Source organism: Roseateles chitinivorans, assembly GCF_050632235.1.
GTDB lineage: Bacteria > Pseudomonadota > Gammaproteobacteria > Burkholderiales > Burkholderiaceae_C > Roseateles > Roseateles chitinivorans_A.
This window is the reverse complement of record NZ_CP192584.1, coordinates 2,452,697-2,469,398: the sequence shown is the minus strand read 5'-3', so window position 1 is coordinate 2,469,398 and position 16,702 is coordinate 2,452,697. Positions and strand designations below refer to the sequence as shown.

Here is a 16,702-nt window from a genome sequence, read left to right as displayed (position 1 = left end):
GAAAGCAGGCCCCGAAGGGCCTGCATGAGTCCGTGAGGGTTCGCTAATCTATGTCAGATCAGCAAGCCGCCTCCATCAGAAACGGTAGTTGCCGCGGACGTAGAAGGAACGCTGCTGGACCGCCGCGTAGGTCGGGTCGAAACCGACCTGGAAGTAGTCCTGCTGGTTCGTGACCGGCGGCTTCTTGTCGAACAGGTTGCGGATGCCGGCCGTGATGGTCACGCCCTTGATGCCGCGGAACTGCCCCTGGACGTCGAACAGGTCATACGCCTTCACGTGCGCCTTTTCGTCATAGTCCTCGTAGCCGTTCTGGCGGAAGTAGCGGATCGACGCGCCCCAGGCATCCTTGTCCCAGTCCAGCGTGAAGGTCTGCTTGAGCTTCACGACCGGGCCGCCCAGGTTGTACTTGCCCAGGTTGTCGCGGGTCGTGCCGGTACCGACGATCGATTCCTCGCTCTTGGTCAGCAGCGTGGCTTCCCAGCCGGGCGTGAACGAACCGAACTCGGTGCGCAGGCGCCCCCGCGCGCTGAAGTCGAAGCCGGCCGTGCGCAGCTTGCCGACGTTCTCCCAGGAAGCGCGGACGTAGTTCAGGTAGCCGGTGGTCGGATCGACGACCAGGCGGTTCGCGAAGATCGACGTGCTGGTGAAGGTGCCCGGGACCTGATGCTTGTACCAGTCGCGCATGATGTCGTCACCCGACAGGAAGCGCAGGCCGTTGGTGATCTTCATGTCGAAGTAGTCCACGCTCAGCGTGGTGTCCTTGATCATCTCGAACACCATGCCGACGTTGAAGGTCTTGGACTTCTCCGGCTCCAGCGCCGTGTTGCTGTTGTTCTGCACCGTCAGCTGGGTGTCGCAGTAGTTGGTGTTGGACACCACCGTACAACCCTTGATGCGGTCGTAGTTCGGGTCGGTGAAGTTGCCGCCCGAGTTGGTCAGCGACGCCGGTGCGAACAGGTTGTCCAGCGCCGGAGCCCGGAAGCCCTTGCCAGCGGAAGCCCGGAACAGCAGACCCGTCATCGGCGTGAACTTCACCGACAGCTTGGGACTGGTGGCCGACAGGTCCTTGGTGTCGGCGCTGCCGTCGCGGGAGCTGCCGTGCGTGCCGCTGTACTTGTCGTAGCGCACCGCCGCGTTGATCTCCAGGCTCTTGAGCACCGGGAAATTGGCCTCGCCGAACAGGCCGCCGACGTCGCGGTTCGCCTGGACCTTGCCGGCGGTGCCGTTGCCGCCGACCACGTCGCCGGAGCCGGCGATGTCGGAGTAGCCGTCGAGGTACTTCTCCTTGCGCAGCTCGCCGCCGAAGGCGACGCCCAGGTTGCCGGCGCCCACGTTGAACAGCTCGCGCGACAGCGTGATGTCGCCGCCCGTGTTGCTGGTCTTGGAATTGCGGTTGTTGCCGCTCAGCTCGGCGCTCTTGAGCGCGGCCAGGCCGGCTGCGTCATTCGGGCCCCAGGGGTTGATCAGGCCGGTCTTCAGTGCCTGCACCAGACGGGCGTCGGAATAGTTGCCGCTGATGAAGTCCTCGCGGGCCTTGCCCTCGGCGTAGACGAACGCGGCCTTGTAGTCGAAGCCTGCCAGCAGGCCTTCGGCGCCCAGCACGGTGCGGGTCACCTGGTTGGTCACCTGGGTGCGACGCTGACCGCCGTCCACCATGCGCCAAGCCAGGACCAGGTCGCCGCGGTAGCCGGGGGACACCGCATCGACAGCCGCCGTCGGATAGTACTTGCCGCCGGCCGGGTACAGGTAGTCGTCCTTGCCGGTCGTGGTCGAGGGGGTCTGCGAGGAGCCGAGAATGATCTCGTTGCGGCTGTAGGCGACTTCCGCGAACAGCGTGTTGTCCTGGTTCGCCGCCAGCGTGCCCTTGACCAGCGCGCCATAGCGATCGGACTCGGGCACCAGGTCGATGTAGTGCGTGTAGTCGTAGCGGCAGTTGCTGCGGCCGCCGTAGGAATCGGGCGGTGCGCAGTTCGGGAAGTTCGACGCGCCGGGCACGTAGGCGCCGGTCGTCGCCAGGAAGGTGTTGGCGGGGAAGGTATTGCCGGAATCCTTCACCACGCCGATGTCGGGGCGGTTGCCGGTGGAGGCGTAGGCGCGGTCTTTCGCGCGGATCGGGTCGTACTTCTGGTAGTTGAAGGTGCCCAGCAGGTTCCACTTGTCCTTGGCCAGATCGCCGACACCGCCGCCGCCCGACAGGGAGACCACGTCGCCCACGGACTTGGGCATCTCCAGGCCGAAGGACACGTCGAAGCCCTGGAAGTCCTTGCGGGTGATGAAGTTCATCACGCCGCCGATGGCGTCCGAACCGTAGGTCGCGGACGCGCCGTCACGCAGCACTTCGATGCGCTCGATCGCAGCCAGCGGGATCGAGTTCAGGTCCACGCCCTGGCCGGAGAACGGGTACACCGGCAGGCGGCGGCCATTCAGCAGGACCAGCGTGCGGCCGCGGCCCAGGCCGCGCAGCGAGGCGCCCACCTGACCGTTGGCGGAGCCGTCGCCGATGGACTGGCCCAGGGCCAGGCCGCCGCCGTTGTTGTAGCTCAGGCGGTCGACCAGTTCCTGGACGTTCGAGGCGCCCGACTTGTTGATCGACTCGCGGTTGATGACGCTGACGGGCAGCGAGGTTTCGGCATCGATGCGCTTGATCGACGATCCGGTGATCTCGACGCGGTCGAGCTGGGTGTTCTGTGCGGCAACCGGCAGCGCTGCGGCGCCCAGGGCGAGCAGCGCGGCCAGATTGATGCTCTTGCGTTTGAACATGAAGACTCCTTAACCAGAAACACAGGTTGTTGTGTCGCCGGGAACACGGGGGGCCGCGGTGTCGGCCCAACCCTCCGAGCGGTGTTCCCGACGTAGGGCCGGCACAGTTTCTTTTCCGGTTCGAAAAGGAATCCCCCGTAATCACCCTATGACATCCGTTGACTAGCGCTTTACAGAGGGAAATCGCGGGTAAGCCCCGAGGGCGAATGGCGACACGCGTTGCTGTGGCGCTACGCGAGAATTTCGCCCAAGGCAATGGTTTTTTGGATGTAAAAGGTCGTAATACGCACCAAAAGTGCGCACGCCGTGCTGCCTGATCGACGGGGATCGCCCAAACTCCCGGAAAGGTGGCATTGGAGCCGGTCATGCCCATGTCATTCGTCCTGGCGATTGCTGCAGAAATCGACAGGGATGCCTGACGACACCAAAACGGTGCAGCACCCTCCCGAACATTGTTCCCAGAACGACAAAGGGACCGCATCGCGGTCCCCTGGCGTCATGCGGGAGGTGGGTCAGCTCGTCGCAGGGCGTTCGACCCGGGGCACGGCGGCGAGCAGCGTGCGGGTGTAGGGCTCGCTCGGCTGGCCCAGCACGGCGTCGCAGGCGCCCGACTCCACGATGCGACCAGCCTGCATCACCGCCACCTCGTCGGCGATGTATTCGACGACACCGATGTTGTGGGTGATGAACAGGTAGGACAGCCCGCGACTGCGCTGGAGGTCGCGCAGCAGGTTCAGGATCTGCGCCTGGACCGAGACATCCAGCGCCGAGGTCGGCTCGTCGCAGACGATCAGGCGAGGTTCGACCGCGAGTGCGCGGGCGATGGCGATGCGCTGGCGCTGGCCGCCGGAGAACTCGTGGGGGAAGCGAGCCAGCGCGTCGCGGCGCAAGCCCACCTGATCGAGCAGCTCGTGCAGCAAGCGCAGGCGTGCCGACGCATCGAGCTCGGGCCGCAGTGCGAGCAGGCCTTCTTCGAGCACTTCCTGCACGCGCAGACGAGGATTCAGCGACGCGAACGGATCCTGGAAGATGATCTGGACCTGCCGCCGCGCCTCTCTCAAGGCGAGGCCGTCGAGGTGGAACAGGTCCGTCGGCGCCCCCCTGCCCGGCCGGGCTGGCGGGCGGATGCAGCAAGGCCTGACCCTCGATGACGGCGACCCGACGCAGCAACTGGACGATGGCCTTGCCTGACGTCGTCTTGCCGCAGCCGGACTCGCCGACGAGCGCGAGCGTCCGGCCGGCCTCGATCGAGAACGAGACACCGCCGACTGCATCGAACCAGCGCTTCGTCCCCCGAAGAACCCGCGCGCCATCGGATACCGGACCCGCAGGTCCCTGACCTCCAGCAACATCGCGGCCGACGGCGCCAAGCCGGAGGCGCCGGTGCCGGTGCCCCTCGAAGCGAACCCTGAGCGAAGCGAAGACTGTGAGCGCAGAGGGGCACCGGCACCGGCGCCTCCGGCGCTCCCCGCCACCGCTTCCCGGGGATCCGTATAAAGCAGGCACCGCACCTCATGCGCCGCGGTGTCCCCCGCGACCGCCGCAAGCCCCGGCCGCGTCGAACCGCAGTGGACCATGGTCCGATCGCAACGTGGCGCGAAGCGACAGCCCTCGAAGGTCTGCCACAGCGGCGGCACCGTGCCGGGAATGGCGGCCAGCGGCTCTCCGCGTCGCCGCGCATCGGGCAGCGCCCGCAGCAGCAGCCGCGCATACGGGTGTTTCGGCGCGGCGAAGAATTCGGCCGCGGGTGCCACCTCCACGATCTGCCCCGCGTACATCAGCGCCACCTGGTGCGCCATGCCCGACACGACACCCAGATCGTGCGTGATCAGCAGCAGGCCCAGGCCGCGCTCGCGCTGCAGGTCCTTGAGCAGGTCCAGGATCTGCGCCTGGATGGTGACGTCGAGCGCGGTGGTCGGCTCGTCGGCGATCAGGAAGTCCGGTTCCGCCGCCAGCGTCATCGCGATCATGATCCGCTGCTTCTGGCCGCCGGACAGCCGGAACGGGTACTCGTCGATGCGGCGCTCGGGCTCGGGGATGCCGACCCGGCGCAGCCAGTCGATGGCCTTCCTGCGCGCCGCCTCGCCGCGCAGCGGCGTGTGCGCCTCGATCGCCTCGACGATCTGCGCGCCGACCTTCATCACCGGATTCAGGCTGGTGCCCGGCTCCTGGAAGATCATCCCGATGCGGCCGCCGCGCACGTCGCGCATGCGGGCCTCGCTCAGGTCGAACAGGTCCTGGCCGTCGAGGTCCAGCCGGCCCCCGGCGATGCGCCCGTTGTCGGGCAGCAGCCGCATCAGCGCCAGCGCGGTCATGCTCTTGCCGCAGCCGGACTCGCCCACCAGCGCGAAGGTCTGTCCCTGGGCGAGCGTCAGGCGCATGCCGTCGATGGCGCGCACCAGGCCGGCGTCGGCATCCAGGTGGACGTGGAGGTCGTCGATCTTCAACATGTGGCGGCGTCCCTCATGAAGCCTTGTTCTTCTTCAACGACAGCACCATCGGCCGCAGCTTGCGCGCGCGCGGATCGAAGGCGTCACGCACGCCGTCGGCGAACAGGTTGGCCGCCAGCACCAGGCTCACCATGAAACCGAAGGCCGCCACGAAGCTCCACCAGACGACCGGATCGCGGCTCATCTCCGAGCGCGCCAGGTTGATCATCCCGCCGAAGCTGTTCATGCCTGGATCCACGCCGACGCCGACGTAGGTCAGCACCGCCTCGTACAGGATCAGGTCGGAGAAGTTGAGCACCAGCGAGATCAGCACCAGGTGCATCACGTTGGGCACGATGTGGCGGACCATGATCGTCGTGTCGCGCACGCCGAAGGCGGTCGCGGCCTGGACGAAGTCGGCCTCGCGCAGCTTGAGCGTCTCGCCGCGCACCAGCCGGCACAGCGTCGCCCAGCCGGTCACGCCCAGGATCACGCACAGCAGGAAGATCTTCAGGTCGGCGCGCTCGGCGCCGGTCTCGAAGGCCTCGGGATGCTTGTCCATGAAGACCTGCACCATCAGCACGCAGGCGGCGATCAGCAGCACGTTGGGCACCGAGGTCAGCACCGTGTAGAAGTACTGGATGACCTCGTCGACCCAGCCCTTCAGGTAGCCGGCGAGGATGCCCAGCACCAGCGCGAACGGCAGCGTCGCCAGCGTCGACAGCGCGCCGATGACGAAGGCGGTGCGGATGCTCTTGAGTGCCTGGTAGAGGACGTCGTTGCCGGTCTGGTCGGTGCCGAACACGTGATAGTGGCCCATCAGCGCGATCACCGGGCCGGCCAGCAGCGCAATCACCGACAGCGTCGCGAGCGCCGCACGCCACGGATAGTGCGTGCGGTCGCCGAGCAGGTCCTTCAACCCCTGGCGGAAGCCGCCGTGATGCGGCGCGAGGATCGCCGCCATCAGCAGCGCCATCAGCGCCGACGCGACGGCGCCCAGCGCCAGCCCGGTCAGCGCCCGCCGCGCCAGGTCGCCCTGCCAGTCGCGCTCAGGATCCTGCAGATGCGCGCCGCCGAAGGCCAGGCGCGGGAACTCCCGCACCACCGCCTCGCCGTGCGCGACGCTGTCCAGCGTGAAGCCCTGGTACGCGAGCGGTGCCGAATAGCTGGTCTCGCGCATCTCGATCTGGCGCGCCAGCACCAGGTCCAGCACGGACTCGGTGCGGGTCTCGTAGAACTGCTGGCCGGCGGGGCTGTCGGCCAGCGCGCGGCGGAAGTGCAGGCTGTCCAGCGCGGTCACGCCGAGGAACAGCACCAGCACCATGCCCGCGCTCAGCGCGGCCGGATCGCGCAGCACGCGCTGCCAGTTGGCGCGCAGGTGCGGGCGGCGGACCAGCCGCCCGATGTAGAAGACCAGCGCCGCGAACATCGCCCACAGCGCCACGTCGGTCCAGAGGAAAACGACCTTGAATCCCATGTCGGCTCTCGTGTCCTGTCTCGAATCCCGAACGCGCCCGGCGCGTCAGGTCAGCCGCACCCGCGGATCGACCCAGGTATAGACCAGGTCGATCAGCGCGTTGCTGGCGATGTAGAGCAGCGCGCCCAGGAACACCATGGTGCGCACGATGGCGAAGTCCTGGCCGGTGATCGCCTCGATGACGAAGGCGCCCAGGCCGGGGATGCCGAAGAAGCTCTCGAACACCAGACTGCCCAGGAACACGTAGGGCAGATAGGCGCCGGCGCTGGTGATGATGGGGATCAGCGCGTTGCGCAGCACGTGGCGCATCAGCACGACCGGCTCGGACAGCCCCTTGGCGCGGGCGGTGCGCACGTAGTCCTTGCCGACTTCCTCGAGCAGCATGGCGCGGTACAGCCGCGCCTCGCCGCCCAGGCGCGACAGCAGCGACAGCGCGATCGGCAGCGCCAGGAACTTGATCGCGTCCAGGCCCGGCTCGTAGCCATTGATCGGCACCAGCCGCAGGATGCGCGAGAAGAAGAACTGCCCCACGATGATGTAGAACAGGCTGGAGATCGACAGCATCAGGACGCAGATCACCACGCCCCAGAAGTCGATGCGGGAGTTGCGGAAGAAGGTGAGCAGCACCGCGAAGGCCACGCTCACGATCAGCTGCAGCACGAAGATCGGCACCGCGAGCTGCAGGCTGACGCCCATCCGAGTCTTGATCTCATGGCCGATGTCGACGGCCTGGCGCGCGTCGGAGCGGCCGAAGTCGAGCAGCATCAGCGAGACCGAGCGTTCCCAGAACACCGTGTGGGTGACGCGCTCCGCACCGGCCCGCGACGCGTCCCAGTAGAGCGGCTTGTCGTAGCCGCGCTCGGCCTTCCACTTGTCGATCTGCTCCTGCGACACCCGCTTGCCGCCGATGTTCAGCCGGGCCATGTCGTCCGGCGTGTTGACGGTGAAGAACAGGAAGAAGGTCAGCAGGTTGACGCCGACCAGGATGGCCAGGCCGTAGACCAGCCGGCGGGTGAGGTACTTGAACATCAGTCGGCTCCCCGGGGGCGTTCGGGGCGACGGGCGCCGCGGTCGGCGCGGCGGTACCGCGCGCGGTGGCGGTCTCGCGCTTGCGGAAGCTGCGGCGCGTCATCCACACGATGGCGAGGCCGCCGACGACCAGCACCAGCAGCGGCCACCAGACCGGCCGGTTCCAATCGGCCTGAAGTTGCGCGCGCTGCCGCGGATCGATGCGGTAGTAGCGGGCCGGATCGCGGATGACGATGCTGGGCTTGCCGTTGTGCACCCATTGCTGGAAGGCCTGCCCGGTCCAGGCCCAGTAGCCGAAGGCCCACGGCGAATCCTGCTGGACGATCTCCACCATGCGGTCGATGACCTGCTGCTTCGCGGGGCCGTCGTCCAGCACCTGGACCTGCTTGAACAGGCGGTCGTACTCGGCGTTCTCGTAGTTGGCCGAGTTCTCCCCTTCGTGCAGCGACTTGCTGTTGGGCCCGTACAGCAGGAACAGGAAGTTCTCCGCGTCCGGATAGTCCGCGAACCACCCCCACCAGAAGACCTGGTGCTTGCCTTGGTGCAGCTTCTCCTGGAACTGGTTGTAGTCGGTGGCGCGCACGTCGAGCTGCACGCCCAGCTTGGCGAACTGCTTCACCAGCCAGTCGTTCTCGGCCTTCACCTCGGGCGTGACGGTGCGCATGAAGTCGTAGTTCAGCACCAGCGGCTGGCCGCTCTTCGCATCGCGGCCGTCCGGGTATCCGGCCTCCGCGAGGAGCTGCTTCGCCTCCTCGATGGAGCGGCGCTCGATCCTGCCGTCCACGCGCTTGTGCGTCACCGGATTGAAGAAGCCCGGCTGCGCCTCGCGTGAGCCGAACACGCCGGGCGGCACGGGGCCGTAGGCCGCCACGCCGCCGCGGTTCTTGAAGATCCGGCCGTAGCCCTCCTCCCAGTCGATCGCGATCGACAGCGCCTGGCGCAGCTTGCGATGGCGCGCCTCGTCCTCCGGCGTCTTGCCCTTGCCGATCACCGGATCCAGCATGTTGAAGCCGAGGTACCAGTTGTTCGGGTCGGTCGAGCGCGGGAAGGCGAAACCACGCTGCTTGAAGAAGGCGTCCGTCTGGGCCGAGTCGCTGGCGTCGGCGTAGAACTCGACGCCCCAGTCACCGCGCTCGAGGTCCGGGATGTCCAGGTAGCCCTGCTTGAACATCTCCTTGCGAGGCACCCGTTCCTTGATCAGCGTGGCGACGATCCTGTCGATGAAGGGCATCGGCTTGCCGCAGTCGGCCAGGCGGCCGGCGGGGCCGTCTTCAGGCATGCCTTCGCAGGGATACAGATCGTCCTTGCGGTAGTTCGGATTGCGCGACATCACATGACGGCGGTCCTGCTGATACGACGTCATCATGTACGGGCCGGTGCCCACGGGCCACTGGTTCCAGGACATGCCATGCTCGGCCATGCCGGGCTGCGCATAGAACAGGTCGACCTCCCAGGGGATGGGCGCCATGAAGGTCGTGGACATCCAGTAGGTCCACTGCGGGTACTTGCCCATGATGCGCACGCGCAGCAGATGGTCGTTCACCGCCTCGGCGCCGGCTAGCGGCCACTTGCGGAAGTCCAGGAAGGGCTTGTCGGGCGAGTTCTCGGGCAGGCCCTTCAGCAGCTTGGCGTTCTCCTCGCGGATCAGCGCGCCGTAGGCCTTCAGGCCGAGGACGTGCTCGGAGAACAGGCCGTAGATCGGCGCCTCGATGCGCGTGGTGGCGTGGCGCTTGAGCGCGAACACGAAGTCGTCGGCGACCAGCTCGCGCGTCCCCTGATGCTCGAACTGCCACGGCGAGCGCTTGTCGCCGAGATCCTTGGCCGTCAGATGGTGGTAGCGGTAATGACCCTGCGCGTCCTTCGCGAACGCGGGACTGGGCGCATACATCACGCCGGGCCGGATCGGCACGTCGTAGACGCTCTGGGCGATGCGCTCGGCGGGGGCGTCGTCGGGCAGGCGCTTGCCGTCGGCATCCAGGTAGTACGGCTTGATCACGGACGCCGCGGCGCGCGGGATCAGTTCGTACGGCCGCTTCAGGTAGTGGTAACCGTACAGCGGCTCGGCGATCTGGTAGGTGTAGACCGACTCGGGCGTGGTGTAGGACGCGGTGGGGTCCAGATAACGCGGCGAGCGCTCGTCGAAGGACAGGTACAGCGTGTTGTCCTTGGCCGCGCCGGCCGGATAGGGGCTGTTGTTGCAGGCGGCCAGGAGGACGGCGGCCAGCAGGCCCGCCATCCGTGCCGTCAGGGCCACCATCCCCGTCCCGCGCCTGCCTTCAGCCGCGTGCAGCGACGCATTCCACAGCCCCGACGACATCGTCATCCTTCCAAAACGCAAACGCCGCATCCTGGGGATGCGGCATTGCCAGATTGTTGCCAAGGCCGAGCCTCCCGGGGAGGCCGGCCGATGCCGGGGCGGATCATAGCGGCCCGGTTCGCGGGGCGCCTGTGACGTCAGTCAGTGGTCGTGATGGCCGTGACCGCCGTGACCGTGCCCATGGTCGTGGTCATGTCCGTGATCGTGGCCGTGATGGTCATGGTGGTCATGCCCATGGCCCACATGGCCCCAGGCGACGATCACGTCGCGGCCTTCCACCATCATCTCGGCCTTCGCGCCGACCGGCAGGCACACCTTGGTCGGCACATGGCCGAACGGCAGCCCCGTCAGGATGGGCACCTTGACGCGCTCGCGCAGCGCCTCGACGCAGGTCTTCATCGAATAGCCGCGATCCAGCGGCGACTTCTTCCAGCCACTGAAGCTGCCCAGCAGCACCGCCTTCTGCGCGTCCAGCACGCCCGCCTGCCAGAGCTGCAGCAGCATGCGTTCGACGCGGTACGGGTGCTCGTTGACGTCCTCGAGGAACAGGATGCCCCCTTGATGCGCGGGAAGTGCGGCGTGCCCAGCAGCGAGCACAGCACCGTCAGGTTCCCGCCCCACAGCGTGCCGCGGGCCTCGACGCCGTCCAGGCCGGTCTCGGTGCGGAAGCCGATGGCTTCGAGCGAGCCGTCCATCGCCTCGAGGAAGCAGTCGCGGGTGATCTCGTCGACGCCGCCGTCGGCATCGGCGCGGCCGAAGTCCTCGCAGGCGATCGGACCCGCCCAGCTGGTCTGCTTCGTGTGCGCGAGCAGCGCCAGCTGCAGCGCGGTCACGTCGCTCAAGCCGACCCAGCGCGTGCCGCGCTCGACGCTGCGGGCGATCGTCGGCCAGTCGATCCGGTCCAGCAGCCGCGTCAGGCCGTAGCCGCCGCGCGTGGCCAGCGCCACCGACGGGGCCGACTCGGCCACGCGGTGCAGCGCGGCCAGCCGGGTCTCGTCGTCGCCGGCGAAGCGCTGGTGCTTCGCCAGCGCGGCCTCGTCGATGGCCACCTCGAAACCGAGCGCCGTCAGCCGTTTGGCCGCGCGCTTGAGCGGTTGGGATTGCGCCAGGACGCCGGACGGGGTGTAGAGGGTCAGGGAGCTCATCGCTGCTTGTCGTCCTGCATGTTGTCCTGCGAAGGATCGGAATTCATGGAAAGGTACTGCGCGTCGCCCACGGGGATCTCGGGGAACTCCTGGACTTCGGGCAGCGCGCTGAGCGTGTCGACGGCGTCGACATCGAGGCCCTCGCCGGCCGGGCCCGCGTCGGCCGCCGCGCGGCGACGCGCTTCGCGCAACTGGCGCGCGGCCTCGCGGCGCTCGGCGAAGAACTCGCGCAGCAGCCGGGACGACGCGTCGGCGAGCACGCCGCCGTGCAGCGCGGTGTGATGGTTCAGCTGCTTCTGCCCGAACAGGTCGAGCACCGAGCCGGCGACGCCGGTCTTCGGATCCGGCGCGGCGAAGACGACGCGCTTGAGCCGCGCGTGCATCATCGCCATCGCGCACATCGCGCAGGGCTCGAGCGTCACGTAGAGCTCGCACTCCGGCAGCCGGTAGTTGCCGAGCAGCTGTGCGGCATGGCGCAGCGCGACGATCTCGGCGTGAGCGGTCGGGTCGTGGGTGGTGATCGGGCGGTTGTAGCCGGTGGCGATCACCTGGCCGGCACGCATGATGACGGCGCCCACGGGCACCTCGCCGACGAGCCAGGCGTTCTGCGCCTGGTCGAGGGCGAGCCGCATCGCGTACTCGTCGGCGGGATCCGCGGGTTGGACAGGGTCGACGGGGAGGATCTGGGGGGACTCGGTGGTCATGGCGGCACTCGCGCGGCAGTGTAGCCGCGCCCCGCTATGCTGCCGGCCCATGCAACAGGAGTTCCCCGGTCAGCAGGATGATCTCTTCGGCGAGCTGCTGCCGCCTGCGCCCGCCGCACCAGCGCGGAAGGCGGCCGCGCGCGACGACGTCGATCATGATGACGATGGCGTCGATGACGACGACGACAGCGGCAAGTCCGACGCAGTGGCCGCCCCGAAGCGCCGCCGCGCCGGCATCCAGGCACAGCCGGCGGACGAGGCCCAGGTCGCGCTCGCGGCCGCGCTGTCGCCGAGGATCCGGCTCGGCACCTCGTCATGGAGCTACCCGGGCTGGCAAGGCATCGTCTGGGCGGGAAGACACGGGGAGTCCAACCTCTCCCGCAACGGCCTGACCGCCTATGCGCAGCAGCCGCTGCACCGCGCGGTCAGCATCGACCGCGGCTTCTACCAGTCGCTGACGGCCAGCCAGTACGAGCGCTACGCGCACCTGGTGCCGGAGGACTTCCGCTTCACGGTCAAGGCGCCGAGCCTGATCACCGACGCGCAGGTGCGGTCCGAGGACGGTCGAGGCCGTCAGGCCAACACGGCCTTCCTCGATCCGCGGCTGGCGGTCCAGGAATTCCTGGCGCCGGCGATGGAAGGCCTGGGCGGGCGCATCGGGGCGCTGGTGTTCCAGCTGAGCCCGCTGCCGCTGGCAATGCTGGACCGCATGCCGGAACAGCTCGACCGGCTGCACGCGATGCTGGCCGCCCTGCCCTCGCTGCGAGACGTGGCGCCCGAGGCGGTCGTGGCCGTGGAGGTGCGTGATCCGGAATGGCTGACGCCGGACTTCGTCGCCGTGCTCAAGGACTGCGGCGCGCGCTACTGCCTGGGCCTGCATCCGAAGCTGCCGACGATCCAGGAGCAGTTGCCGCTGCTGCGCGCGATGTGGCCGGGGCCGCTGGTCTGCCGCTGGAACCTGCACCGGATCCACGGCCCGTTCGGCTACGAGGACGCGGAGAAGAAGTACGGGGAGTACGCCGAGATGATGGACCCGGATCCGGAGACGCGGGCCGTGCTCGCGAAGGTGATCCGGGCGACCGCCGAGGCCGGGCATCCCGCCTACGTCACAATCTCCAACCACGCCGAGGGCTCCGCGCCGCTGAGCCTGCGGGCGCTGGCGCGGGAGATCGTCGCGCCGGGCGAGACCTGATCCGGACCCGGATCCCGGCGGGGCGCCCCGGCCTGCTCAGGCGAGCGGCCAGCGGCCGAGCTCGACGTGCGTGGACTGCCCCTGCAGGCTGTCCAGCAGCAGGATCTCCGTCGCCGTCCAGCCAGGAACGATGAAGGGTTGCGGCGCCACGGCGTGATCGTCGTAGAACAGCGTCAGGTGCGGCGTGAAGTGCGGATCGGTGCTCAGCCCGCTCGCCCGCAGGCGCTCGCCGAGCGCGGCCCGCATCGCCCGCACGGCGGCCAGGCATTCGCCGCCGCTCAGCACCAGGGGCAGGTTCCGCTGCTTGCGGGTGAAGCTCAGCAGCTGGTCGAAGTCCACGCGGACCGGCCCGTGCCGGAAGGACGCGGCAGCGGCTTCGGCCAGCGACCTCACCTCCGCCATCACGTCCACCTGGTCGGTCTGGTCGTCATACCAGCCGAGGTGATGCAGCGTCACGTGCAGACGCTCCGTGCGAGGCGGGCGCACCCGCATCCGGAAGCGCCGGGCGACATCGTCGGAGATCGCGCCCAGCCTCGCCGCGGTGCCCGGATCGGGTCGCAGGCAGAAGAAGAGCGCGTGGACCGTCATGGTGGACTCACGATGCGATCACGACGCGATCACGACGCCTTCACTGCGCTTCCGACGCGCGTTGCTCGCCCTGCTTCATCAGGTCCTGCACCTGCCGGCCGACCGCCTCAGGCTGAGGCAGTCCCGACGATGCCGCCGACGCCGACGGGTCCGCCGAGACCGGTGGTTTCATCGCCTGCATCTGCTTCTTCGCGGTCAGCATCACGATGGCGAGCACGATGACGAGGGCGAGGATGGACAGGGCGCTGCGCATGCGAGGACTCCGGAATGAAAGCGGGGATGGCGCGAAGCATAGCCACACTCGGCCGTCCCGCCCTAGCGCGCCGGATCAGCGCGGCGCCGGGGCGACGCCCGGTCGCAGCCGCAGGATCTGCGGCGCCCGCTCCTGCGCGTCGCGCCAGCGCGGCTCGAGCGCCCGCCAGGCCGGCGAATGGCGGCAGTCGTTCCAGCGCAGGGCCCAGTCGTCCGCGTCCGCGGCGCGGGTCATCCAGGCGAAGAGCTTCTCCCCTTCGCGCACCGGCAATCGCGGGAAGTTGTTGGGCGAGCGCTCGGGCACGAAGCTGCCGATCACCTGCAGGCCGGCCGCCTCGATGACCGGCGCGACCTCGTGCTCGAAGAAGCGCGCGAAGCCGTCGTCCGGATCAGCCGGGTCCTTCCACAGCGTGCAGAGATGAAGGATCACGAGCCCGGGCACCGATTCCCGCTGGAAAGTGCCGACTGCCCGTGCGGCATCGATGCGCGCCGGATGCGGCGCGGCAGCCGGGCTCCTCATCAGCAGCACGTTGTCGTTGTCGACGAGCAGCGGATTGGCCTCATCGCGATGGGCCTGCCACACGGGGCCGAAGTAGAACTCACCGAGCATGCGCTCTCGCGCCGCCATGTCGTCGAAGCCGCGGATCCAGACGAACCGGTCCGAATCATCGAGATCGGCGAACTGTCCGTACAGCCGCATGCCGACAGCCTCCTGCGAGTCGACGAAGGCGGCGTCGAACAGCCTCATGAAGCGGTCGCGCTCGCCCTTGACGATCTTGTACTGGCGCAGTTCGTAGACGGGGTGGTCGTCGGCCATCGGAGGTCTCCGTGAGGGTGTCGAAGCAGTCCGACGATTCTGGACAGAGCCCCTGACATCGCGTGTCAGGACAGGACTCCCCGCGGACACCACGGATGGGTCGAACTTCAATCGCACATGCGAGTGGACGTCATACCGATCTCAGGCACTGCGAGCCCGCCGCATACCGTTCGAGGCCGTGGCTCTTGAAGAACCTGAGGCGAAGAATCGACGGCTTGTTGATTCGCTGAACGCACTGGAGGCCCCATGCCCGCACCTGTCATCACGATGTCCCCCGAGAGCCATATTCATCTGCCGGAAGAGCTTCGTCAGCGCTATGACTGGAAACCCGGTCAGTCCCTCATGATCGTCTGCCGCGAGACCGGCGTCTTCATCTGCCCGCCCGTCCCCGTCGAAGAGGCCCATGGCATCGCCTTCGGCGCCAACACGGACTTCGATCCCGACGTCGCTCAATTCTTCTAAGTCATATCCGCCTGGGAGCTATCTCCATGCACAAGAACCTGAGGGTGGTAGACACCTCCGCCTGGATTGAATGGTTGAGCAGGACGGAACTCGGAAAGCGGCTCCATTCCGACTTCCCGGTCCCTGACTGCTGCTTGGTCCCAGCCCTGGTGCAGTACGAACTGGCGGCATGGGCGCATCGAGAACTAGGTCAATCTGAGCGCGAGCGGGTCATCGCATTCACGGAGAACTGCAGGTTCGCGCAACTCACGCGTGAGACGACCTTGGCTGCTGCCGCGCTACGCCTCGACAGGCGTCTGCCCACGGCGGACCGCCTCATCTACGCCACGGCGCGGAAACTTGGTGTGGATGTGCTGACCTGCGACGCTCATTTCGAAGGGTTGCCACAGGTTGTCTTCCATCGAAAGATAGCGCCAGCCACAGCGAGCGTCAGCGAACCGCGAGCCGGGTACATCCGAGGCCGCGTGCCAATGGCAGCGCACTCGTCCTCCAGCCTCATGTGATCCGCCTCGACCATCGTCGAAACGAAGATCTGTATCCATTCGGCGATCAGGACATCGCCGAGTACTGTCGGCATTGCGACCCGCGAGTGGCGTCAACTTCGCCTCCGCGCATCGAATGACCAAAAGTAGACAGGGGCCCATCGGGCCCCTGTCTGCTCTCAGCGCGAAGCGCTCATTCCCATTCGATTGTCAACCCGAGAAGCTCACTCCAGGCACGGTTGCAGGAATCTGCCGCACCATCTGGAGCGATACCGTCAGCGATACCGTCGACTCTGACCGGCTCCGAATTCAAGGCTGCCATCTCAGCGTGCTCGGCGGTGCCTATCGCCGTGCGGACGAACACCCAGGACTAGGGTGTTTGACGGTATCGGAGCGCGCGACTTTGTCCGCATCGACGGTATCGGCGACGGTACCAGGTCCAAGGCGCGCGACCTGGCACATGCGCGCCGCAACGTACACCGAGCGGGTTCTGGGCTATCGCCACTGCCGGGATTCGTGACCAGCACCGCCCGTCCTCAATGTCGCGAAGATCAGGCGACCTGCTTCCAATGCTTCGAGGTTCTCTCCATCGGACAGGCTGTCCAGGTGGAAGCCATCTGAGGCATAAATCGGCCCCGCTTCATCAGCGTCCGCTGCTAGGCCGCCCTCCCCGACCGCGTGATAGGCCATGACGTCAACGCCCACCAGCCTACCCAGGTGGACCCAGGTCCAGACTTCCTTGAGAGTGACCTCAAGGCCGGCGGCCAACGCCTTCATCGCCGCAGTGTCACCCTGCCTCGCAACGGCTCGCAGCGCCAGCCGTGCATCCTCTCGCGGCCGAAGAACAACGCGACTTCGGCCAGCCTGGCCGCTTGCTTGACCCCGGCCAGACCTGCGGCATGTTCGAAGTTCTCATCGGTCGGCTCGATTTCCAACTGCCTCAGCGCCGCCTCTGCGCTCCCCAATTCCACTGCTCGGCGCATGCCGGTCGAGAGTAGCGGATACGCCCGTCAAGGTTGCCTAGAATGGGCAGCACGGCTCAACAGTG

The 16,702-nt window shown here is 67.6% G+C and carries 13 protein-coding genes and 4 pseudogenes; 3 read left to right on the top strand and 14 right to left on the bottom strand.

All coding sequences use genetic code 11. The features are described from left to right. Nucleotides 1–75: 75 nt before the first annotated feature. From ACQ859_RS11155 to tadA, 9 genes and pseudogenes are all read right to left on the bottom strand, one after another. Nucleotides 76–2,760, bottom strand: a complete 2,685-nt coding sequence (locus tag ACQ859_RS11155) for a TonB-dependent receptor (protein WP_431265832.1) — start codon at nucleotides 2,758–2,760, stop codon at nucleotides 76–78. Nucleotides 2,761–3,272: 512 nt separating this feature from the next. Beyond that, nucleotides 3,273–4,034: an ATP-binding cassette domain-containing protein gene (locus tag ACQ859_RS11150; protein ID WP_431266513.1), complete on the bottom strand. Its 762-nt coding sequence runs from the start codon at nucleotides 4,032–4,034 to the stop codon at nucleotides 3,273–3,275. After that, nucleotides 3,952–4,266: pseudogene (locus tag ACQ859_RS11145) on the bottom strand (ATP-binding cassette domain-containing protein); the annotation flags it as partial. The gene ACQ859_RS11150 and the pseudogene ACQ859_RS11145, both read right to left, overlap by 83 nt. 5 nt (nucleotides 4,267–4,271) lie before the next feature. After that, nucleotides 4,272–5,210, bottom strand: a pseudogene (locus ACQ859_RS11140) (ABC transporter ATP-binding protein); the annotation flags it as partial. A gap of 13 nt (nucleotides 5,211–5,223) precedes the next feature. Further along, entirely contained in the window at nucleotides 5,224–6,666 is a 1,443-nt protein-coding gene (locus ACQ859_RS11135; protein ID WP_431265831.1) for an ABC transporter permease, read from the bottom strand. Between the two features lie 45 nt (nucleotides 6,667–6,711). Next, a complete protein-coding gene (locus ACQ859_RS11130; protein WP_431265830.1) occupies nucleotides 6,712–7,695 on the bottom strand; it encodes an ABC transporter permease in 984 nt (327 codons plus the stop codon). Between the two features lie 463 nt (nucleotides 7,696–8,158). Further along, a pseudogene (locus tag ACQ859_RS11125) lies at nucleotides 8,159–9,583 on the bottom strand (ABC transporter substrate-binding protein); the annotation flags it as partial. Between the two features lie 570 nt (nucleotides 9,584–10,153). Then, nucleotides 10,154–11,157 (bottom strand): annotated as a pseudogene (locus ACQ859_RS11120) (LD-carboxypeptidase). Beyond that, nucleotides 11,154–11,861: a tRNA adenosine(34) deaminase TadA gene (gene tadA / locus ACQ859_RS11115; RefSeq protein WP_431265829.1), complete on the bottom strand. Its 708-nt coding sequence runs from the start codon at nucleotides 11,859–11,861 to the stop codon at nucleotides 11,154–11,156. Before tadA ends, ACQ859_RS11120 begins: the two are co-directional and overlap by 4 nt. 49 nt (nucleotides 11,862–11,910) lie before the next feature. Here tadA and ACQ859_RS11110 point away from each other — a divergent pair, with 49 nt between their 5' ends. Beyond that, a complete protein-coding gene (locus ACQ859_RS11110; RefSeq protein WP_431265828.1) occupies nucleotides 11,911–13,053 on the top strand; it encodes a DUF72 domain-containing protein in 1,143 nt (380 codons plus the stop codon). Nucleotides 13,054–13,089: 36 nt separating this feature from the next. Here the strand turns inward: ACQ859_RS11110 and ACQ859_RS11105 are convergent, their stop codons facing one another. The 3 genes from ACQ859_RS11105 to ACQ859_RS11095 form a co-directional block, all read right to left on the bottom strand. Continuing rightward, nucleotides 13,090–13,641 (bottom strand): 2'-5' RNA ligase family protein, encoded by a 552-nt coding sequence (locus ACQ859_RS11105; protein ID WP_431265827.1) that lies wholly within the window; start codon nucleotides 13,639–13,641, stop codon nucleotides 13,090–13,092. A gap of 40 nt (nucleotides 13,642–13,681) precedes the next feature. Further along, a complete protein-coding gene (locus ACQ859_RS11100; protein ID WP_431265826.1) occupies nucleotides 13,682–13,894 on the bottom strand; it encodes a hypothetical protein in 213 nt (70 codons plus the stop codon). Nucleotides 13,895–13,969: 75 nt separating this feature from the next. Further along, nucleotides 13,970–14,710: an NIPSNAP family protein gene (locus ACQ859_RS11095; protein ID WP_431265825.1), complete on the bottom strand. Its 741-nt coding sequence runs from the start codon at nucleotides 14,708–14,710 to the stop codon at nucleotides 13,970–13,972. A 246-nt stretch (nucleotides 14,711–14,956) separates the two neighbouring features. On the opposite strand from ACQ859_RS11095, the gene ACQ859_RS11090 reads away from it, so the two are divergent. Next, the gene (locus ACQ859_RS11090) at nucleotides 14,957–15,172 is read left to right on the top strand and encodes a hypothetical protein (protein ID WP_431265824.1); all 216 of its coding nucleotides are present in this window, start codon (nucleotides 14,957–14,959) and stop codon (nucleotides 15,170–15,172) included. Between the two features lie 26 nt (nucleotides 15,173–15,198). Beyond that, nucleotides 15,199–15,675 (top strand): type II toxin-antitoxin system VapC family toxin, encoded by a 477-nt coding sequence (locus ACQ859_RS11085; RefSeq protein ID WP_431265823.1) that lies wholly within the window; start codon nucleotides 15,199–15,201, stop codon nucleotides 15,673–15,675. A 474-nt stretch (nucleotides 15,676–16,149) separates the two neighbouring features. On the opposite strand, the gene ACQ859_RS11080 is transcribed toward ACQ859_RS11085, so the two are convergent. Together ACQ859_RS11080 and ACQ859_RS11075 are read right to left on the bottom strand one after the other, a co-directional pair. Then, nucleotides 16,150–16,431 (bottom strand): hypothetical protein, encoded by a 282-nt coding sequence (locus tag ACQ859_RS11080; RefSeq protein ID WP_431265822.1) that lies wholly within the window; start codon nucleotides 16,429–16,431, stop codon nucleotides 16,150–16,152. Next, complete coding sequence (locus ACQ859_RS11075; RefSeq protein ID WP_431265821.1) at nucleotides 16,428–16,637, bottom strand: hypothetical protein; 210 nt, start codon at nucleotides 16,635–16,637, stop codon at nucleotides 16,428–16,430. Before ACQ859_RS11075 ends, ACQ859_RS11080 begins: the two co-directional genes overlap by 4 nt. Between the last annotated feature and the right edge of the window lie 65 nt (nucleotides 16,638–16,702).